This is a genomic window from Thalassobacterium maritimum, assembly GCF_031127805.1.
GTDB lineage: Bacteria > Verrucomicrobiota > Verrucomicrobiia > Opitutales > Coraliomargaritaceae > Thalassobacterium > Thalassobacterium maritimum.
This window is the reverse complement of record NZ_JARXHW010000033.1, coordinates 25,661-45,673: the sequence shown is the minus strand read 5'-3', so window position 1 is coordinate 45,673 and position 20,013 is coordinate 25,661. Positions and strand designations below refer to the sequence as shown.

Genomic DNA, 20,013 nt, shown 5'->3' with positions numbered 1-20,013 from the left:
CGAGCATCGTGGGGTGGAATTTGTTCGTCATACACGATCTCGTCCTTATAGATCCTCTTTTTATGAGGATTTTGCATAGTCAGAAATTAGTCTTTTTATCGATGCCGCGCGCGGGCAGTACGACTGTTCGCAATACTCTGGACCAATATTCGGATGTAAAGAGTGTGCATGTTTCGAAGGTCGATGCTGACTTCCCTTTCTTTCACCATATGACTGCGTCGGAACTAAAGGCGGCATTTGAAGCGAAGGGCTGGCAGTGGGACGACTATCGCAAATTCTGTGTCGTTCGTAATCCTTACGATCGTTTGGTTTCTTTATACCATTTGTCATTGAACATCTTGGCCAATCAAAGAAAGCAGAGCTTGAAAGGGCGCTTGATGGCTCGTTTCGGTTCGGTTCCGACGTTTGAGGATTATCTCTATGCGATTAATACCAATAGCCACCTACCATGCACCTTTAAGTTTTTTGCCTGCGCACCAGACGGCGAGGTCTTGATTGATGATCTTTTGAAATTTGAGAATTTGAGCACGGAGCTCTCCGATTATTTAACTCAAAGAGGCATTCCGACTCAAGAGCAAGAGGTGCCTCGATTGAATGCTTCTGAGGATCGTCGCAAATATCGATCCTATTATGATGATAAATCTCGGCAGTTTGTCGCAGAAAAGTTCGGCGAGGAAATCGATCGTTTCGGCTACGAATTCTAGAGCACTCTGCATTTAGGTAGATTTGTATGCTCAGTCGCGACGGATCACTTGGTAGCTAGGCTCGATTTTCATGTCATTAGATCGCTGGCGGATTCAGCCCAGGTGATCTAGCCATGTGCTATCTTTTTCGTAGCCGAGTTGGTAAAGCAATGGTTGTTCGTGGTGTACCAGCTGAGCCATCTCTTGATTGAAATAATTCTTCCAGTCTCCGACGATGCCTTTACGTTTGTGGCTGCTGACATCTTCTTCGCCGATTTTTCGGCCCGTGATATTTTTGAATTCGTGTTCCTTGACGGCGGCCTCGACCCGAGGTTGATCAGGTTCGAGGCCGAGTGATTGAAGGGCTTTCGATAGTGCCGCGACTGGGTTCTGGTGCATCTCCTCGTAGCGAACCCAGCAGGTTTCGGCTTTATTCTGCCATGAGTTGACGAAGGCCGTGTATGTGAATCCAGGTGTGGTTTCGTCTGCTCGCGCCAACTTGTGCTTCATGTAGGCGAGCATGTTTTCGGGGTGAGAGGCCGTGTCCTTGAAGCCGAATATCGATTCTTTGCTTAGATATCGTTCGTGGAAGTAGAACGAGACCCATACGTCGCGAGGGTCGCGTAATAGGGCAATGTTACGGTAGTACTGTGTATTATGCAGTAGGTGTGTTTGATAAACTGAGTAGTGCTTGGGCAGGTGAGTGGTGCCATGCTTGCGCTCGACGCCCAAATAGCTTCGCAGCATGCGAGCTAGCCATGTGCCGCCGCATTTCGGATATTCCACCACTTGAATTTGTTTGAGCGGTTTGCCGAAGTATCGTGTGAGATAGGGGTTCACCTTTTCACAAATGCGGTGAGAAATGTGTGCTTGTTGATCCATAGTGTGTCGGGTGCGATGACTTTTGCTGAAAGTGCTTATTGGGAGAGCAATTTGCGATAGAGTGCCATGTGTTTATTCGCTTGGCTGGTAGTATTGTATTCGGATTCTGCGTAGGCACGCGCTTGCTGGCTCATTGCTTGTAAATGCTGCGGCTGGTCGAGCGCATTTTTCAGTGTTAGAGCTAGGGCCTCGGCATCCTTGGGCGCGACTAGATGTCCAGTCTTATTCTCGTGGATCATATCTGGGATGCCGCCCACGTTGAAACCCACACATGGAGTGCCACAGGCCATGGCTTCTAATATAGTATTGGGGAGATTGTCTTGGGTCGATGGGATCACAAATAGATCCATTGCTGAGTAGAACAAACGCAGTAAAGCATCTGATTGCAGGGCACCTAAATGTCGCCAGTCGATGGGAGGCGGCAAATGCTCGTGACTCGGCTGTTTGCCAGCCGTCAATAAAGTGTAGCCCTCGCTGGCAGTTGATTTTAAGGCCGACAAAAGGTAGCGCATTCCTTTGCGGGGATCTGTCATGTCGTCGCAAATGAAGCCGATAACTTTGGCTGTCGTCGGGATGCTGAGTGCCTTGCGAGCAAGTTTCTTATCGATCGGGTGAAAGTCTTGCGTGTCGATAGTATTGGCAATCGTGTGTACTGCGAACTTTTGAGTGACAGGGGTCGATTGTATCTTCGCTGCCATCCACTTGGAAGGTGCGACGAAACTGAGTCGGTTTGCCGGGATTTGATTGAATACCGCCGCCTTGATGCTGCGTGTGCGGGCGTCCCACTTTAATATCTGTGGGTTGCTGATTTCTTTTTCCGGTTCATAATGCCAAATGCCTTGCAGCGGATTTAAATCGTGTAGCGTCCATACCAGCTTGGCGCGCGCGGCCATCCATGGGAGGCAGTGTTGCCAGTCGAGTAACTGTGCCATCCAGTGGAAGTGTAAAATATCGGAGTCTGCAAACTCTTGAAAGTGTGCGGGACGATAGCCCGTTTGGCAGCTACTGTAAAAGCTCTGAATAGAACTAATGTCCTGAATGCGGCTCCGTTTGAGTTGCGAATATTTCTGTGTTAGTTGTCGTAGCAGGCGGTTCTTTTCGGTCCAGTGAGTCGGGTAGTACTGAATCTGAATGTGATGCTTCTCTGCGGCGGCATCTTTGCTTGCAAAATAAACTTCGTCGTGTTGTCGACGTAGCGCCTCGAAAAGGCGCAGTGCTGCGATTCCTGCACCGCTATGTTGCGTCGAGCATATATGAGTTACTTTCATTCGTTGATACGAGTGGCTAGCTATTTAGTTGAAGCAGGGGGCCTTGACTAAGTTCGAAGGGGGCCTTGCGGAGTTCCCACTGTTGGTTTTGGTAGGTGATGTCGGTGTAGCTGGCGGCTTGAAATGAGGGCGCGTATAATTTGCGTGCGGCGGGGTACAGAAAACGCCAACGTCCGGGAATGTTGGAATTTAAAAGACCTTTGACCTGTCGCAGTCGTGAATAATCCTTTCGAGTTTGCTCGGGTCGCGCCTTGTAAGCATTGCGGATGATTTGCTGCATTTCTTGGTGGCAGGCGTCCTCGTGTATAATGGCGCGGTTAGTAAAGTGCTTGCGGTAGCCAGCCAGAAGGCAATCGACTGCGTGCAGTTGAGCGTGCGGGAAGAAGCGAGTCCATAGTTCGCCATCGACCATGTATTTAATTTTTTCATCGATATACCCGCCTGACTTGTCCCAGAGGGAACGCCGCCAGAAGACTGATTCTTGTTGAATCCAGGCGTAATCTCCTAAGTAGAAGTCGTATTCATTTTTACGCACTTTGATGGTTTCTGTAATCACACCGTGCTGGCTCCAGGTGCCATTCAGACCAGTGATCCAATCTACTTGAGGAAATTGTTCGAAAATTTCAGCGACAACTCGAAGTGTCCAGGGCAGGTGCATGTCGTCGCTATTCAGCCAGCCCATGATTTCGCCAGTGGTTTGTTTAAAGCCCTTATTGAGCGCATGCGCATGCCCGTTGTCTTTCTCACTCGTCCAGTATTTTAGACGGTCGGCATAGCGTTCGATGATTTTAGGCGAATGATCAGAGCTGCCCCCATCGACGACCACGTATTCCAAGTTTGGATAGTCTTGCTCGAGCACCGAGCGCATGGTCGACTCTAAGAACTCCGCCTGGTTGAAGGAGGGTGTGACTATGGAGATGCGTGGCGTTGTCTTTGTCACTTTATTATGTGATGTGGGTGGTGTTGTGGCTACGCTTCCGATTGGTCTGAGCGTGCGTAGCCGAGTTCTTGGAGTAGCGGTGCGGTGATTTTTTCCACTTCAGACAGCTCGCTTTCGCTCAATGTCTTCCATTTGTTGCGGCCGTCAAATAGTGGCTGATTGATTTGCCAGTTTCTGTGTTGATTATGACGCGACTTTCCTTGGTCGCGTGGCTTGCTAATGCGATCGGAATACCACTTGCGCTCGGTGCTATGATAGTCGCGCACCTGTGGCTCAAACGTTTCGCCTAGAAAATGGAAGACTCGCGTCATGGTCGTATCAAAGTCAGTGATCAAGTCTTCATACTTGATACGGATTACATTTGGATGCTCCCAAAAGCGTTGACCTTCCAAATTTTCTGAGAGCCATCGTTGTGCACCTTCGATTGCCGAACCCGTGCGTGCTTTAATCGATGCAGCGACGTCTAGACCATTGCGTAGTATGATGATGATTTTAGCGTCTGGCGAGTTGCTTAGAATTGTGTCGAGGTGGAGGATATGATTGGGTGTCTTTTCCACCCAACGGTGCTTACCTTCTGAAATCGTGAGTCGGTTGAAGTCATCTATCGTTTTCTTAAATTTGTCAGGGTCTGGGTTGCGAGCGATACCGGATTCGCGTGGGATTGCTGTGAATTGCGAATGAGCGCTCATCGCAGCCAGTAGTAGCGATGTGCCACTGTGGCCACAACCGACGATAAATGTGGGAGCTGCGGTGATTCGAATGCGTCGTGCGTGCTTATTGTAAAGGTATTGGCGTGCTCGCCAGATTTGCTTCGATTTATTGAAGATGGGCGTATTGAAACGATGGATGCGTTCGGAGAACCCTTGCTCGGTGCGCTTGATCTTTTGCATAGTCTTTTCCCAACTGGTTTCGGTGCAGTTTAGTTTTGCGATGGCAATGCCTTGTTCACCAGCGACAGAGTAAAGCAGGTAGTTTTCTTTATTTTCGGTGAAAATGCATGGGTCTCGAAGTTCGCGGACGGCTTGTTCAGCGAGGCCGGATTTCGAGTGCTGGAGTGGTCGCTGGCTACCTTCAAATGTTCTTTCTGGCTTGAGCAGCGAAAGTGGTGCCGACGCGCGCCACTGTGTCCAGTCTGATCCGAGCGACACGCTGGACCACACGATGTGCTCTGGTCGGTCGCCGATTATTGAGTAGAAAATGTAAAGTGTGTGTGCGTCTAGGTGGAGTGCACTGTGCCGTGCAGACTTTGCTAATAAGCTAGGCCCGACTTCGAAAGGGCCTTCCCACTGCTTTGAACGTAAGAGGCGTCCTGGCTTTTCTAAAATGTATATATGATTATCGAAACGAAAGGCGCGCCAGTAGGGGCCGCCGAGTGGTGGAGTCGTGATTTGCTTAAATAGGAGCCCGTCTTCGGAGGTGGCTAGGGCCGTGCTCTGACGTGTGTTGTTGTGACTTTGCCTACCATGAAAGTACATTAGGATGCGCTGCTCCGCTTCGTCGATATGCACATCGGGGGAGGCGATATGATCGCAGAACGTTGTTTCATCTAGATGCAATGGCGGGCTTGTGCAAATGTGCCAGGGCCCGGTTAACGTATCTGCGTACGCGAGTCGGATGGAATTGCCCTCGTGGTGTGCAAAGTAGAGATAGTACTTTCCGAGCTTCCCTTTGACCCAGTCTGGAACCCGAATTAATGACGGTCCGTTCACATTATCGCCAGCGAGTGTATCTTTACGGGCCTGGATGATTGGCTTCTCTGCGAGTCGGATCGATTGCATGCGTGGATTGCTGTATTTGTTTTTGCCTCGAGGCTGTTAGGTGGCGCTCAATGGTGCGAGGTAGCTGTCAGTCACTAGGGATTAATTGGGTTTAGTCTTGGTAGAGCACTTCGCGAAATAGGTTGTTCGCTTTTACGACTCGACGGCACCATTCGGTCAACATTATCATATTAAAACTGGCAGCTTTGGTGGGTCTGGCATGTTCACCAACGCGTACACAGAACTTGCTATTAAACCAAAGGCCTGGAAAGTAATCGACCCGGGTGGATTGTTTCCAGCGAACGTAATCGAATGAGAGTTGATCGCGTCGGCTACCTCGGCTGAGTTCATGCCACCAGGTATCTGAGAATGCGTGCACACTGGCCTGTCTGGGCTGCCGAGCGAGCAGGTTGGTATTCGCGAGTCCAAATTTTTTAGGCATACCTTCTTTAAAGTAACGATTGACTTGAGCGGATACGATCGCTGGCGAGTCGACTGCCTGGCTGAAAGCCCATTGTGCCTCGTCAAATAGGCAGTCGCGCACGTCGTGCGAGAATACATGTATGGGAGCACTGGCAGTTGTGCATGCTAGCAGGTGCGCTCGTATTGCCTTTGCGTTGATTTTACAGTTTGCATCCACCCAGATGACCCAATCGTAGTCGTTGAATTGTCGATACCCATTGATCTTAATATTGCGGGCATCGCGAGTGGGGTCTTTGTGGGTGCGGGTTAACGGTTTGAAGCTGACAGCCGTAGGTAGTTGGATTGAGCGATCGCTGAAGCAGAAAAAATCGATGCCATCGATGGGACCGTCTTCACCTAGATGGCACGCGGCGTCGTAGGCATCCACGATTGCAGTGTAGATCGCTATTTTAAGCATTTTGATTTGCCTCCATTACTAGCCAGCCAAAGCTGCGCTTTCGTTTTTCATTGAGAATTTTGTAAACATTTTCGTGAGACAGGTCTTGGGGGAGTTGCTCTTTGCAGGACAGATACTTTTCTATCGGAGTTTGTGCGGATACGAAGCTAATCGAATGAGTTGCAGCAAAAACCTGCTCAATCTGCTGGCGAATGTTTATCCCAGGGCTTGTATGCAGTTCTACAATGAGGTCCGACTCTTTTAATTGTTCTGCGGTGGACCGATCTGCGAATAATATACCTTCGTAGCCTTCGCAATCGCAAATTAAAAGAGTTGGTTGATGTAACGGGAGGACCGTAAGCGTTTTAGGTGCGCAATATTGACCGATTGTAATGCGGTCGCTGACTGCGTTGTGGGCTGCAATCTGTTTTTGCATTTCGCGAGCTTTTGGCGAAATGTCGAACGTAACTACATCTAAGCTAGGGTGGCGCTGGGCGAGGCCGATTGCATAGTAGCCTTCAGCTGCGCCGATATCAATTAACTGTGTATATTTCTTTTGTTCGAATAATCTTTCAAATACGGGACTGAGTTCTGATTCATAGGTTCCGTATAATTTGCCTTCAAATATACTCCCGTAGGAGCCGCGAAATGGGTAGCGCATGCCTTTGCACGGGCCCGCTTCTACGATGGCTTCTTGATTCTGTTGTGCGTCAGTTTGGATCGTGGCTGCTTGAGGGGAACTTTGAGTGCGCGGCCTGAGCAGGTCGTGAGTGGGCGCTGCGATCAGTCCTAGCTTGATCAGGAATCTTGCTACCGGGCGGGGCCGTACCATCGCAAAGATGATGAGCAAGATGCAGTTTTTTACTATCCGTTTCATAGTGGTAATGAGGACCATTGAGCTTGTGGGAGGACAGGGAACCCAGTCGCATGCATCATGTGGCCATATTTTTGAAATGAACTGTCCTCCACATTGATAAGGAACGCGCTTTTGTATGTGCACAATTCGCCAGCTTTATGATCGAAGAGTAGATTGATGTAATATTCCCCCGGGACTAAATCTAGACTGGGGACTCTACAGCGAATTTCAGCTCGGGATTGAGCCGCTATTTTGAAGCGTGTGTTCTGATGGACTGAAAACACCTGGAGTATCGGGGTGTTGTTATTATTGCGAAACGCGAAGGAGGCGCCGATCTCATAATCCTCTCTGGATTGATTTTCTAACCTTAATGTCATTTCTAGCGGAAGATGGGTGGCTGTTTCTGACTCGATGGCTGCAGTCAGTAGACGTAGCCCTCCACTTTCATGGACACTCACAGGTTTGAATTCGTTTGCTAGCCGTTGAGTGTTATTTGCCCCTTGCATATAAGCGTCGATGACTTCATCGACGCTGCCTTGCTTCTCGATTTGCCCTGCTGAGAGTAATAGTGCATTTCTGCATACCGTTCGGATACTCGACATGTTGTGGCTGACGAATAACACTGTACGGCCATGCCCTGAGATGTCTTGCATCTTACTTAAACATTTCTTTTGAAATTCGAGATCTCCTACTGCTAGGACTTCGTCCACGATTAAGATATCTGGCTCCAAGTGAGCCGCCACTGCAAAGCCCAGCCTTACATTCATACCAGAGGAGTAGCGTTTTACTGGCGTGTCGATGTGTTTTTCGATGCCAGAAAAGGCGATGATCTCATCGAGCTTTCGGTCGATCTCGCGTTTTTTCATGCCCAGAATCGTGCCGTTCAGGTATATGTTTTCGCGGCCTGTTAATTCCTGGTGAAAGCCAGTGCCCACTTCTAAGAGCGCTGCGACTTTGCCGCGGAGTCGTATTTCTCCTTGGCTAGGCGTTGTGATTCGGCTGATCAGTTTTAATAAAGTGGACTTGCCCGCTCCATTTCTGCCGATGATGCCAACTACATCTCCTTGCTCGATTTCAAAATTTAGGTTTTTCAGTGCCCAAAAGTCATTTTTAGCGCCTTCTGCGCTCTGCCCGCGAGTTCTTAGCCTGCGGATTAAATGACTCGCTTCTTCGCGTAGTGAGGATGCGCCAAATTGCCCCAGTTGGTAACACTTGGATAGATTTTCGGCTTTGATAGCAATGGAAGGCATGTCTTAGAGAATCGTTTGCGTTGGCGATAGTTGGTAGAGCAAAAAATATTAGGCGTAATCGATGAAGTTACGCTGAGTTTTGTCGTAGATAATTAGTCCTGAGATTAGTAGTAGGCCAGTGATGACAATCGATACGATTAAGTCTGCGCTTGCTACTGCGGGGGTGCCGAGCAGCATGTGGCGATAGGTTTCGACTATGGCAGTTAGTGGATTCAGCTTTATGAGCCATTGAAATTTCTCAGGAACCTGCGATAAGGGGTAGATAATTGGGGTGATATACATGAACGACTGCACAAAAAACGGCGTCAAGTGGTGGAGATCTCTATATTTTGCAGACATTGCTGAGAGCCACAGGCCGATGCTCATGCTGATTGCTGCGGTTTGTAAGACGACTAGCGGAAGCGCCAATACAATTGCTTGCATCTCGAAACGAGCTCCTTGGTCAGTGCCAAATTTGAAGTAGAGCCAAAAGCCTAGGAAACTGAGTAGCTGAATGGCAAAAGCCAATAGGTTGGAGGTCATAGTGGCTAAAGGTACTATGACACGTGGGAAGTAGACCTTCTTAAATAAGTTCGCATTGGAGATTAAATTTCCGGCAGTGGCGCTTAAGCACGTTTGGAAATAGGTCCAGCCCAGTTGACCGCACAAATAAAACAAAAATTGTGGAGTTCCATCTGTTGATAAACCTGCAACTTTTCCAAATATGACTGTAAAAATTACACCCATAAGCAAGGGCTGGATGATGAACCAAGCGGGGCCGAGGATGGTTTGCTTATATTTGCTAATGAAATCACGTATCACTAGGTACCTCAGCATGTCCCGGTATTCGAGCAGTTCACTTAGGTTTACGGCACTCCAGTTACTCTTAGCTTTAATGACGGTTTCAGGTTTTATGGGCTCTGTGGAGGCGTTCATTGGCTCAAGGAGGAATATTCTGTTGGCGTGCTCATACTCTTGTATAAGTGTTCAATACTTGAGTGAATGAATCAAAAGCAAGGAAAATACTAGGGTATTTGCTTTAGGCATAGTATGTGCTTGTTTTTGATGTCTAAGGTTAGTGTTTTTTTTTGCTGTGTAAACGGGCGTAAATAATCTTTAAAATACTATTGACCTTTTGCCATAAATAGGGTTCATACTCTACTTATATTCGAAGAGGTTTTCTTCTTCGGTGTCTAATATCAACTACTATAATACTACGGCAGTCACCTGTTGTTTAATTAAAAACTCTCTCATTATGAAATACAAAGCGCTTAAAATAGGACTTTTAACGACGTTCGCGGCAGCAACTTCTGCTTTAGCGAATATCTCGATGGACTTCACTAATATGGATTTCACTCCAGTCGTCACTGCAACTGGAGGTTCGAGTTTTGTGATTGATAGTGCGTACAAGGTGAGCGACGTGGCCGATCTTGGTGGCGTAGGGGGCATTAATGAGATCTATGCTATCTTCACAATCACAGACGCAAGTCACAATAATAGCAGCCGTATCTACTTTCAAAGCGGCACTGCACGTGGGGATGACGTTCGCATGATCCTAGATAAAGGCGGGGCTGCTGATATCTGGGCCAAGGTAAGTGTGCAGTTCTTTGATAAGGCTACCGACCAAAGTGTTAACGTTGCTGCAGTGACGGGTGATTCGCTTCGTTTGCAGTTTGATGACCTTGACAGCAATGTAGGCAATAGTCGCGCGGATTATGCAGGTCTTCAGACCAGTCAAATTTTGGACTCTGAGCTGGCTAGTAACACGATTTTGACTCAACGAACCGATCTCGCATCTGGTTACACTGTCGGTGTATTACCTGATGACGGAGATGGTGCTCCTTATGATAGCTACGGCAATATCACAAGCACCAACCCAGTGGATCAATCTCCTGTTACAGCTGCTTTTGATACAACCGCTGAAATCCTGAATCTAGTTTTGGGTGTGACTGGAACTGGAACTGGTACTCGTTTGATCGATATCGATATGACTCCTGACTTCGTGATTGTTCCCGAGCCTGCATCTTTCACTCTTTTGATTGGTGCGCTTTCTCTCGGTTTTGTGTCACTGCGCCGTCGCCGTTAGTCACTAGTTTAATTTCAACCTTCAAAAGCTCCGTTTAGACGGAGCTTTTTTTATGATGGGTTTAGACTCAGTGCTTCTTGTTGTTCCTGCTAGTGTGGGGCTCTAAGAATCTGCTGTTGTCTTTAATGAAAGCTATTGTTAGATCGATTTTTCGAATGTTTAGACGTCTCTCACTACTGTGTGTGGCATCGTGTTCTATATTATGCGATGTTTTCAGTGAAGGGCTTGATTTCGGGGAGGTCGAACTTGGCTCTGTGCCGGATTACAATTTAAAGATTGGAGAAGCCTATTTTGATTCAACGATACGATCTGGTTTGGGATGGGATAGTAATTATGATCAGAATTCAGAAGCAGATGCTTCCACATTCTACTCTGTAGGCCTATTAACAAACTTGTTGTGGATGCCTTCACCGAGGATTCGCTTTAATACGAATTTCGACCTTCAGTATCTAAAGAGAGCGGAAGATACTGAGGGTCGTCTTTTGGTAGGAGGCGGGGTGGATGACACTGCGGCATCAATTTCTGTTGCGATTCGTTCAGGGGATCGAGTTGTGCGTTTAAGTGCACAACTATCGTCTTCGTTTGAAGGCTTGCGGATTGAGGGGCGTCAAGGAGAGCAGCAGAATGCCAGCTTTCAGGCGTTAGCCTATAGTGTGGGCGCTAGTTATGAGCGTGCCTTGTCTCCATATCTGACTTCTAATTTGGCTTACGTATTTTCTTCGCAGCGAGCGATTGGCAATGAGAGTGAGGATGAATTCGCCTCGCTACTGAATGCGAGTAGCCATAATTTTTCCACCAAGCTGGAGCATGACTTGAATCAGAGCCTTGGGCTTGGGTTCTTTGCGGGTACCACTCTCACGGAGCGAAGTGAGCGCCGTAATGGGGGAGTACAAACTTATCGAACTGGAATTGAGGCGGTATACCGCAGTTCTTATGCGGTAGTTCTGGGCTTGAGTGTCGGGGCTGAATATCAGGAAAATGCATCGAATTATTCGAATTCAGGCTCAGCGTGGGCACCAGAAGTGGTTTTTTCCGCAAATTTTCTAAAGCTAAATAATGCGGAGCACAAGATTACCGCCAGCTACCGTCGTGACTTTTCGAATGTGGTGGCCGATGTTGGGGGCAATCAGAATGATTTGGCTGAGTTTAGTCAGACCGTCTCATTGGGCTACCAGTATGATCTTGATGTCACTCCTACGTGGGCCGTTAGTGTGCGTCAGGGGCTTAGCCAAGTTGAGGATGTGAATCAGTCTGGCGGTAGTTGCCGCTATTATATGAATGTGCGGACGGGGTATGCGATCACTCCTCGCTGGACATTTAATTTTGCTTATAGCTATACGAATCAATTCGACGGCGGTGACCGTGGCGAGGGTTTTTCTCGGCATATTATTTCTTCAAATTTGAGTTTTAGATTATAGTATTTGTGTATTAGAAGTATCCATGGAATAGCTATGATCCCTTATATTATTTTGAATAAACACCCTAAATTTCTAGTTTACTTCGCTGTCTTTCTAGTGACCTTCATCGGTAATCCCACTGAAAATAAAGCTCAAGAATCGGGACCCCGTCCTGCAGGAGATGATGTGCAGGAGCCGCTGATTGAGCTCGGAGATACGCTGCAAATTTCTTTGAAGGAGGATGCGTCTTTCCATTTTCAAGGACCGGTTGGTGAGGGCGGGCAGATTGATGTTCCTTACCTAGGGGAGCGCGTGGTTGCAGGTCGCAGTATAGAATCTGTTCAGCAAGAGTTGGAACAAGCCCTGGAGGTCGATCTTTATTGGGATGCGACGGTGAGTGTGCGTATTTTGGGGCATGCGCCTGCTTCAATTTATGTCTATGGTGCGGTCAAAGAACCTGGTTTGGTTGAGATGCCAAATTTGGAGCAATTGTCGATTTCTCAGGTATTGGCTACAGTCAAAGGTCTGACTACTTGGGCCGACTTAGAGAATGCTTACATCATAAGGAAGTCGCCCCAAGGTGTTGAGGAAAAAATACCTGTTAACATTCGTGAGCGACTCCTGGAACCCGCAGGTGAGCCTGTGCTTCAGAGCTACGATCAGCTATTTATTCCTGGGCTGAATGGATCGGGTGAAGGCTCTCTTCTTTCCAGTGATCCCATGGAGGTTATTGTCGTCGGGCAAGTGGGGGCGCCTGGTGTGATAAAGTTTGCGCCGGGGGAGTCGGCTACGTTGATGCGGGCTGTTTTTAAGGCAGGTGGATTAACTCGGTTTGCTAAAGGAGATGCGATCAAGTTGATTCGGTATTCTGGTCAGGAGCGCACTGTAGAACTAGTGGATTTAGAGGTCGTGATTGAAGAGGGTTTTTTGGATAAGGATCGCGAACTCCTGCCTGGTGATATGGTGATAGTTCCACAAAAATTTATCAACTTATAGGCACCGAAATGCAAATTCCCAATACGACTACGCCAGCAGATTCACAGAGCTTGCCAACAGTGCATTCTGATAGCAGTTACTCGGTGTTTTCGAATCCACTCGCCCTCGTTCAGTTGATTCTCAGCCATTGGTGGGTCGTAGTCGCTTGTCTTTTTTTGTGCTCTTTATTTGGAGGCATCTATGCCTATCTAGCCACTCCGATCTATCGTGCTACAGCTCGCATTGAGATCTTGAATGACAGTCGCGTTGAAACGCGTGCCAAGACGCAGTATGATATGAAGGAGCGATCTTTGCCGCGGCAGCTCCTATTATTAAATAGCACTCGATTGCATCGCCAAGTGCGTGCCGCACTCGCAGCAGATTGGGAAAAACGTTTAGCTCCGCCAGAGTTATATGTTGAATATCGAGTTGCAAGTGTTCCTGGCTCTAATGGCGCAATGTTGGACTTTGAAGTTGAGTCAGTAAATCCCGATTATTCGAAGGCGTATGTGTCTACGATGATTGAGGTGTATCATTCTCTACGACTGGAAGAGCTTCAAGAAGTCAATAATAGTGCTCTACTCGGCTTAAAGCGTGAAGAGGCACGGGTGCTCGAAGAATTGAATCAAGCAAAGGCTGCTCTGGAAAAATTTGAGAGCCAGAATCGCGTTTTCTTGCGACAAGAACGTTCCGCGATGGATCTGGCTTTTATCAATCAATTGTTGTCACGTTTGCAGTCTGTTCGTTTAGAACGTGTACTCCTTGAGAATCAATATGAAGAGATACTAGGTGCGGATGCGTTAATGATTAAAGAGGCGTTGAATGCGACACGTATAACTGAAGGTCGCAGTCATCTTTCTGATGTGGGCACTGCAGAGCAGGGCGGTATCGTAGACGATGGAGGCAATGTTTCGATCAAGGATGATACTCGAATGAGCCTTTTACGTAATGAAGTGAGCGCGAGTAAGTGGGAAGATGCTCAGGCGCAATTGGTGGATTTGCAAAATCAATTTTCGCAATTGGGCAAAGTTCTGAAAGTCACGCACCCTCGGATGGTAGCGCTGCAACAGGAAATTGATAACGCGGCAAGTGCTTTGCTTAATCAAAATGAGTTATCGGTGAGGCGTTTTAAGGCACGTTACGAAGCCTTGAAGCTTCAAGAGTCAAGTATTGAGTCTATTATTGATAATTGGCAGCTAGATCAAGATGTGAGTCTGAGTAACGAAAATGAACATCGGCAGATGATCTCTACCGTGAAGCATTTGGAGAAGAAATATAATCTCGTATACGGGCGTTTGCTTGAAAACACTGGGACCTCGGAATCTTTCTTTTTGCGTAAAATTCAAGCACCCCATGCAATCATGCGGCCCATTAAACCGCAGGTAATTAAAATCATTGCCGCGTCGATGTTTCTAGGGGGGATGATTGGAGTCGGCATTATTATAGGTCTTGAGTATCTAAAACCCACCCCAATCAATGTGGTTCAATTGGAGCGTGATTACCATTTGACTTTGCTGGGGCAAGTCCGTCGTTGGGATTTGTATTTGCCAATTGAGAAATTTAATCCTGAGTCTGACATTTTTGTTGCAGCGAAAGGGACTAATCAGATCGCAACTGAGACTTACCGTCGTATTCGCCTCAATTTGTTGAAACAGTTTGGTCAGGATGAAGCTGTTTCGTTCACTGTGACCTCGAGTCAGTCTGGGGATGGTAAGACGTTCAATGTCGCGAATATAGCACTACCTTTTGCTTGGGTTGGTAAACGTGTTTTATTGATCGATGCTGATTTACGTCTTGGGAATTTAACACGTCGCTTGCTCGGTCGAGAGTTGCGGCATGGACTTGCCGATTGGCTCGCGGATGATTCATGCGATGCCAATATTCATATTGTGAAGTTGAAGCATGAGCCGATCTCCATTCTTCCTGCGGGTGTTTTTGATGATTCGCTGCCTGAAAAAGTGAATGCTGAGCGTTTGCGTGGATTGGTGCATTCACTTCAGCAAGATTATGACGTGATTGTTATAGATACAGCGCCAGTTAGTATTTTCTCAGAATCCCTCGCGTTCTGCCAAGCAACCGGAGGTGTGCTAGTGATGATGGATTCTTTGACCAAACAGGCTAGTGTACAGAATTGCTTAAATGAATTGAGAGGGATTCGCACGCTTGGTTTTTGTGTGAATGGAGTGAATGAGTCTTACTTGCGTAGCAATGGATACGATGCCTACGGTAGTTATGGCACACGTCATATTGAAAGTGCGCTTCTTTATGGAGTCGGTTCTGAGACTCCGAAAAAGAAACGTTGGAAATTGGGAGCATGAGGCACACTCAATCTCATTCATGGCTCCGGGGAATCTTACTTCTGATCCTTTTAGTCTACTGTTGCAGTGCCCTATTGACTAGCTCGATACAGTTTTGGCCCGTTGCTTCGCAGTGGGCGCCGCTGTGGTATGCCCTATTATTTTTTCCTAAGTGGTGGGCTTGTGTTCTTTATGTGCTGTGCTTTCCAACTATTTTCTTCTTTGGTAAGTGGGCTGCGATGGCCCTGATTATTTGTGGTTCTCTGCAATTGATATTATTTGGTGGGTGGCGCTATCATTTCAATGAGGACGATACAATTCATAGTTCATTGAGAGTGTTGACGTTAAATGCTGGTGAAGGGCTAGTTGAGCTAGATTTGTTAGATACATTTATTCGAGACGCTTCTGTTGATGTCATTGCCTTACAAGAACTGCCTGCTGAAGTCGATCTTGATACAATTCTTGTACCCTCGGACTGGTCCGTCTTGAGAAGAGAAAAGCTAGTGGTCGCCAGTCGCTATCCGATCGAGTTCGTGTCCTTGCTGTCGCGATCAGACATCGTTGAGGGACGTGGATATGGATTGGTTTATATGACCTTTGATGTTTTACTGCCAGACCGTAAGATGCGTATCATGAATGTGCATCTGGAGACTCCACGTAGTGGTTTAGAGCCCTTCTTGAATCTTGATTTTGACTTAGAGAATTTGCGCAATAATTTTCGTCGTCGATCTTACGAGGTGGGGATCGTTGCAGCAGATGCAAAACATTTAGGGGTTTCAATCGTCTGTGGTGATTTTAATATGCCTGAGCAAAGTCCTTTGTATCGGGCATATTTTAGTGACTATGTGAACGCTTTTGGTGCACGAGGGACGGGGCTGGGGGCTACCAAATATACTTCATGTTATTCTGTAAGAATCGATCATATACTAATTTCATCGTCTCTAAAGCCCTTGCAAGTTCGGGTCGGTTCTGACCTCGGAAGTGATCACAGACCTATAGTGGCAGATTTGGCGTTGATTGAATAGCTGCATCCTCCGCAGGTATTGCATACATCAGAATTATTATGGCAAAAATGAATTTAGGAATACTATTACAGTCACATAATGGAGCACGTTGGGTGTTGCTCGATTTTCTGATTGGTGTGGCGGCTATGGTGTCTGGTTTAGTGTTAACTCCTTACGTGGATGTTTACGAAGTATACAATCGTGCGATTGTATCTGTGAGTTACGGCATCGCGCTGGTGCTCTGCGTACGTTTATGTGGATTGTATGCACACCGTATGCAGCATCTGTTCTCTCGATACGATATTCTTCTCGGTTCACTCCAGGCTTCTCTTTTCGCTTTTATAACAATCGGGCTCATTGTTAACTTTAGCCATGTTCATGTGTTTGGTCGCTATGTGGCAGCAAGTGTGATCATCATCAGTTTCGTTTGCTTGTCGTGCACACGTATGCTCGCAAAGTTTTACTTGGAGCGCAATCCACTACGAATTGCAATTCTTGGGTGTAGTGAGTCATCGCGAGAATTTGGTGAGCGTGTCGCAGGGGATCCACATTTTGAAGTCGTTTATGTTGCCTGCCAGCAAGCCTGTGACAATCCATTGATTCTTGAGCGATTCGGTTTCCACCAGTTCGACGATGTAAACTTATTCGCGAAGCAACTAAGTGAGGAAAATGTAGAAATTGTCGTCTCATGTTATGAAAGTTCTATTCCATCTCAAGTGTATGACCTTGTGGAGCTCTTGCCATTCTCTCACATTGATTTTCTTAATAAGGGTGCTTTCTTGGAATTCTTCTTTAGAGAGGTGTCGGTGTCTTATCGCAACTTGCATTGGCAAGGAGCCAACTTTTTTAAGCCTGCACGTGGGGCTGTGACTTCAATGAAACGCCTGATCGATATTGGGGTCAGCGTACCTGCATTGCTGGCAACTTTGCCGCTTTGGTTCCTGGTGATGATTCTTGTCAAATTAGATAGTAAAGGCCCTGCATTTTATTCGCAAACACGTGTGGGCTTACTTGGGCGACCATTTGAGATTTTCAAGTTTCGCACTATGACCACTGAGGCTGAAAAGAATGGTGCTCAGTGGGCGACTAAAGGAGATACGCGTGTCACGCGTGTGGGCGCGTTTTTACGCAAGACTCGTTTAGATGAATTGCCACAATTATGGAATGTGCTTAAGGGGGATATGTCACTGGTCGGTCCACGGCCTGAAAGACCGGAATTTGTTGAACTTTTAAAACAAGAAATTCCCCTCTATGAGTGGCGCTACTTGGTAAAACCTGGTCTGACTGGTTGGGCTCAAATTTTGTTTAAGTATGGCGAAAGCGTTGCCGATGCCAGACGAAAGTTGCAGTATGATCTTTTTTATATTAAAAATTTTTGCATCACTCTAGACCTACAAATCCTGATACGCACGATTCCGTTGATTATGAAGGGCAGTCAGTGAATTCCGATTACAATATTTGGTCAGTTTTACGCACTTCCTCCCTTATTTTACGCTAGAGATGTCTATGCCGCCCAAAGTTTCAATTTGTCTGCCGACCTATAATAGTCGCGCGTTTTTAGAGCAGCGTGTGAATTCAATCCTTGCGCAGACCTATACGGACTGGGAGGTCATTGTTTGTGATAGCTTTTCTAATGATGGCACTTGGGAATATTTTCAGCAATTTCAGCACGATCCACGATTCCGGCTCTACCAGATCCCGAAAGATGGACTCTTTGCGGGATGGAATCAGAGTTTGTCGCGCGTGCGGGGTCGTTATTTTTACATGGCCACCAGTGATGATACCATGCACCCTGATTTTTTGCGGACTATGGTGCCACTCCTGTCGGTTGATCCAGATGTGCGTGTCGCGACCTGTAACTTTTCATTTATTAATGAGCGGGATGAGGTGATCGCGCCTACGCAGGGGATTCCTTCCAATATTTATGGCGATCAGATGCAAGTTTGGCACCGCCGTCCAGGTGCAATGGACTTTTTAGTGCATACGATGTTGGGCACTTCTTGGACGACGATTACGTCGGCCTTGTTTGACTCGAGTATATTGACTGACGTGGGTTTATTTCGGATCGATGGGGACTCTTATTCAGATCGCTTTTGGGCCATGACTGTTGCGCTGTATTCAGACCTTATACATTGCCCCGAGCAATTAGCAACTTGGCGGATTCATGATAGTCAAAGCTCCTCTGTGGAGGCCAAGGATTGGCGCTCTCGCAATCTTGCGTTAACGCAGACGACTTTGCGTAATCACTGGCCCCGTATTACCCAAATGTTAGGTGACTCCCCGCAATTGGAATCGAAATTGTTGCATGGTATGCGGCGCTATTATGAGGAAACGTTCTCACTTGACCGTATGGCACTTCGGCGGAATCTATTCTCATTTTTGAATGGCTGTGTCCGGGCTATGTGTCAGGAACCTGAATACGCTTTGCGTAGACTTCGCAGTGGCTTTGCTTGGGAGACGAGCGTTGAAAGTGAGGTGCAGCAATTGTTCAAAGAATTTAATTTGGAGATCGTGTGTCCGTATCATATAAATGCAAAGGTTTGCCCCTTTGAACCTGCGGAGCCGACACTTGATTAGATGTTTAAGCCGGGCACAGAGATTTATATTTACCCACAGCCACCTCGCCATGCAGATGAGGTGCAATCGGGGGTGGATCGTTATTTATATGCTTTGCAGCAAAGTCTTGCCTGTGAGTTGAAGCTCGTGAATAAGCGTGATATGACTGCGCAGCAAGCCGGGGAAGCGGTGACAACTGCAAACGAAGAAGAGCTTGATTTAATACCGAATTCGAATTCCAAGAAATCGCTGTTACGCAAGTGCATCCCCTCGGTCTGTTTTCTGATCTATGGCTATATTCAAGAAACTGTAACTTTAGCACTTGAAATGCGGCGTGGCGTTCCAGAGCAAAGTATGATCCACGTCAACCGAGTTGGCTGTGAGTTACAAACCATTGCCGCGAAGATTGCCGGTATTGAGCGGGTGATGACCACCGTACATAATTTACCCGGAGAAGACCTGGAGGCGCAGCATTGGTTTCGTCGTTGTATCGAGTGGCTTTCTTTTGCTTGTGGTGATCGGCATATTTGTGTCTCGCATGCGACCTTTGATGCCTGGCACCAGCGTGTGGGTTTACGCCGGGATAAAGTGGAAATTATCTATAACGGTATGACGCCTCCTGATTATAGTCAGTTCGATCGCGATCAGTATCGTTCCAAACTGTTACCCACGGTGACTGATGCGGTATGGATCGGTATCTGCGCACGCTTACATCCGATGAAAGGGCATGCCGTATTACTACAGGCTTTTGCACGTTTGCTGCAAGGCGGAGAACATTCTGAGGTCGCTTTAGTGATAGCAGGTAGCGGTGGCTTGGATCAAGAGCTGCAACAATTGGCAAAAGACTTAGAGATCGAGGATTCGGTTTATTTCCTGGGGCACCGAACCGATGCGATTGAGTTTGCTGCCGCGATTGATATCAATGTGCTCCCTTCCATTCACTCGGAAACCTTGGGGTATAGTTTGATCGAAGCAATGTTTGCCGCGCGTCCCTCTGTGGTCAGTGATGTAGGAGGTATGAAAGAGTTAATTCAGAATTCAGGAGGGGGCAAAGTTGTTAAAGCCTGCGATGTGGAGGGCTTGGCTGATGCCCTCGCGTGCTATCTTTCTAATCCCACGCAGATGACGGCGGACGGTCAAAAGGCTCAGTGCTATGCCTTGGAGCATTTGACCGCTGATCAGATGGCCGCTGCGACGATGGAGGCTTACGCAAAGCTCGTGTAG

Annotated in this window: 17 protein-coding genes; 9 read left to right on the top strand and 8 right to left on the bottom strand. The window is 47.3% G+C overall.

What is annotated here, in order from left to right:
* Positions 1 to 62 precede the first annotated feature (62 nt).
* A complete protein-coding gene (locus QEH52_RS13605; RefSeq protein WP_308951175.1) occupies positions 63 to 704 on the top strand; it encodes a sulfotransferase family 2 domain-containing protein in 642 nt (213 codons plus the stop codon).
* A gap of 93 nt (positions 705 to 797) precedes the next feature.
* Here QEH52_RS13605 and QEH52_RS13600 read toward each other — a convergent pair whose 3' ends face one another.
* From QEH52_RS13600 to QEH52_RS13565, 8 genes are all read right to left on the bottom strand, one after another.
* Positions 798 to 1,565 (bottom strand): sulfotransferase domain-containing protein, encoded by a 768-nt coding sequence (locus tag QEH52_RS13600; protein WP_308951174.1) that lies wholly within the window; start codon positions 1,563 to 1,565, stop codon positions 798 to 800.
* Between the two features lie 35 nt (positions 1,566 to 1,600).
* Positions 1,601 to 2,833: a glycosyltransferase gene (locus QEH52_RS13595; protein WP_308951173.1), complete on the bottom strand. Its 1,233-nt coding sequence runs from the start codon at positions 2,831 to 2,833 to the stop codon at positions 1,601 to 1,603.
* Between the two features lie 16 nt (positions 2,834 to 2,849).
* On the bottom strand, positions 2,850 to 3,773 hold the full coding sequence (locus QEH52_RS13590; RefSeq protein ID WP_308951172.1) for a glycosyltransferase family 2 protein: 924 nt from the start codon (positions 3,771 to 3,773) through the stop codon (positions 2,850 to 2,852).
* A 29-nt stretch (positions 3,774 to 3,802) separates the two neighbouring features.
* Entirely contained in the window at positions 3,803 to 5,551 is a 1,749-nt protein-coding gene (locus QEH52_RS13585; protein WP_308951171.1) for a sulfotransferase, read from the bottom strand.
* Between the two features lie 91 nt (positions 5,552 to 5,642).
* Entirely contained in the window at positions 5,643 to 6,410 is a 768-nt protein-coding gene (locus tag QEH52_RS13580; RefSeq protein WP_308951170.1) for a glycosyltransferase domain-containing protein, read from the bottom strand.
* On the bottom strand, positions 6,403 to 7,266 hold the full coding sequence (locus tag QEH52_RS13575) for a hypothetical protein (RefSeq protein ID WP_308951169.1): 864 nt from the start codon (positions 7,264 to 7,266) through the stop codon (positions 6,403 to 6,405). Before QEH52_RS13575 ends, QEH52_RS13580 begins: the two co-directional genes overlap by 8 nt.
* Positions 7,263 to 8,495 carry an ABC transporter ATP-binding protein gene (locus QEH52_RS13570; protein WP_308951168.1) on the bottom strand — a complete coding sequence of 411 codons (1,233 nt, stop codon included), beginning with the start codon at positions 8,493 to 8,495 and terminating at the stop codon, positions 7,263 to 7,265. The genes QEH52_RS13575 and QEH52_RS13570 overlap by 4 nt, the downstream gene beginning before the upstream one ends.
* 48 nt (positions 8,496 to 8,543) lie before the next feature.
* Entirely contained in the window at positions 8,544 to 9,410 is an 867-nt protein-coding gene (locus QEH52_RS13565; protein WP_308951167.1) for an ABC transporter permease, read from the bottom strand.
* 319 nt (positions 9,411 to 9,729) lie between these two features.
* Between QEH52_RS13565 and QEH52_RS13560 the strand changes: the two genes are divergently transcribed.
* From QEH52_RS13560 to QEH52_RS13525, 8 genes are all read left to right on the top strand, one after another.
* Complete coding sequence (locus QEH52_RS13560; RefSeq protein WP_308951166.1) at positions 9,730 to 10,560, top strand: PEP-CTERM sorting domain-containing protein; 831 nt, start codon at positions 9,730 to 9,732, stop codon at positions 10,558 to 10,560.
* Between the two features lie 401 nt (positions 10,561 to 10,961).
* A complete protein-coding gene (locus QEH52_RS13555) occupies positions 10,962 to 11,978 on the top strand; it encodes a TonB-dependent receptor (protein WP_308951165.1) in 1,017 nt (338 codons plus the stop codon).
* A 51-nt stretch (positions 11,979 to 12,029) separates the two neighbouring features.
* Complete coding sequence (locus tag QEH52_RS13550; protein WP_308951164.1) at positions 12,030 to 12,953, top strand: polysaccharide biosynthesis/export family protein; 924 nt, start codon at positions 12,030 to 12,032, stop codon at positions 12,951 to 12,953.
* An 8-nt stretch (positions 12,954 to 12,961) separates the two neighbouring features.
* Positions 12,962 to 15,250, top strand: a complete 2,289-nt coding sequence (locus QEH52_RS13545; protein WP_308951163.1) for a GumC family protein — start codon at positions 12,962 to 12,964, stop codon at positions 15,248 to 15,250.
* Positions 15,251 to 15,324: 74 nt separating this feature from the next.
* The gene (locus QEH52_RS13540; RefSeq protein WP_308951161.1) at positions 15,325 to 16,254 is read left to right on the top strand and encodes an endonuclease/exonuclease/phosphatase family protein; all 930 of its coding nucleotides are present in this window, start codon (positions 15,325 to 15,327) and stop codon (positions 16,252 to 16,254) included.
* A gap of 38 nt (positions 16,255 to 16,292) precedes the next feature.
* Positions 16,293 to 17,675: a sugar transferase gene (locus QEH52_RS13535; RefSeq protein ID WP_308951159.1), complete on the top strand. Its 1,383-nt coding sequence runs from the start codon at positions 16,293 to 16,295 to the stop codon at positions 17,673 to 17,675.
* A gap of 64 nt (positions 17,676 to 17,739) precedes the next feature.
* Positions 17,740 to 18,810 (top strand): glycosyltransferase family 2 protein, encoded by a 1,071-nt coding sequence (locus QEH52_RS13530; RefSeq protein WP_308951158.1) that lies wholly within the window; start codon positions 17,740 to 17,742, stop codon positions 18,808 to 18,810.
* Entirely contained in the window at positions 18,811 to 20,013 is a 1,203-nt protein-coding gene (locus tag QEH52_RS13525; protein WP_308951157.1) for a glycosyltransferase family 4 protein, read from the top strand. It abuts the gene before it with no gap.

What these genes read in the sequence shown, in the direction of transcription:
- QEH52_RS13605 (WP_308951175.1), top strand. Translation starts at nt 63, where the DNA reads ATGAGGATTTTGCATAGTCAGAAATTAGTCTTTTTATCGATGCCGCGC.
- QEH52_RS13555 (WP_308951165.1), top strand. Translation starts at nt 10,962, where the DNA reads ATGCCTTCACCGAGGATTCGCTTTAATACGAATTTCGACCTTCAGTAT.
- QEH52_RS13595 (WP_308951173.1), bottom strand. Translation starts at nt 2,833, where the DNA reads ATGAAAGTAACTCATATATGCTCGACGCAACATAGCGGTGCAGGAATC.
- QEH52_RS13570 (WP_308951168.1), bottom strand. Translation starts at nt 8,495, where the DNA reads ATGCCTTCCATTGCTATCAAAGCCGAAAATCTATCCAAGTGTTACCAA.
- QEH52_RS13525 (WP_308951157.1), top strand. Translation starts at nt 18,811, where the DNA reads ATGTTTAAGCCGGGCACAGAGATTTATATTTACCCACAGCCACCTCGC.
- QEH52_RS13530 (WP_308951158.1), top strand. Translation starts at nt 17,740, where the DNA reads ATGCCGCCCAAAGTTTCAATTTGTCTGCCGACCTATAATAGTCGCGCG.
- QEH52_RS13575 (WP_308951169.1), bottom strand. Translation starts at nt 7,266, where the DNA reads ATGAAACGGATAGTAAAAAACTGCATCTTGCTCATCATCTTTGCGATG.
- QEH52_RS13560 (WP_308951166.1), top strand. Translation starts at nt 9,730, where the DNA reads ATGAAATACAAAGCGCTTAAAATAGGACTTTTAACGACGTTCGCGGCA.
- QEH52_RS13565 (WP_308951167.1), bottom strand. Translation starts at nt 9,410, where the DNA reads ATGAACGCCTCCACAGAGCCCATAAAACCTGAAACCGTCATTAAAGCT.
- QEH52_RS13600 (WP_308951174.1), bottom strand. Translation starts at nt 1,565, where the DNA reads ATGGATCAACAAGCACACATTTCTCACCGCATTTGTGAAAAGGTGAAC.
- QEH52_RS13585 (WP_308951171.1), bottom strand. Translation starts at nt 5,551, where the DNA reads ATGCAATCGATCCGACTCGCAGAGAAGCCAATCATCCAGGCCCGTAAA.
- QEH52_RS13545 (WP_308951163.1), top strand. Translation starts at nt 12,962, where the DNA reads ATGCAAATTCCCAATACGACTACGCCAGCAGATTCACAGAGCTTGCCA.
- QEH52_RS13580 (WP_308951170.1), bottom strand. Translation starts at nt 6,410, where the DNA reads ATGCTTAAAATAGCGATCTACACTGCAATCGTGGATGCCTACGACGCC.
- QEH52_RS13535 (WP_308951159.1), top strand. Translation starts at nt 16,293, where the DNA reads ATGGCAAAAATGAATTTAGGAATACTATTACAGTCACATAATGGAGCA.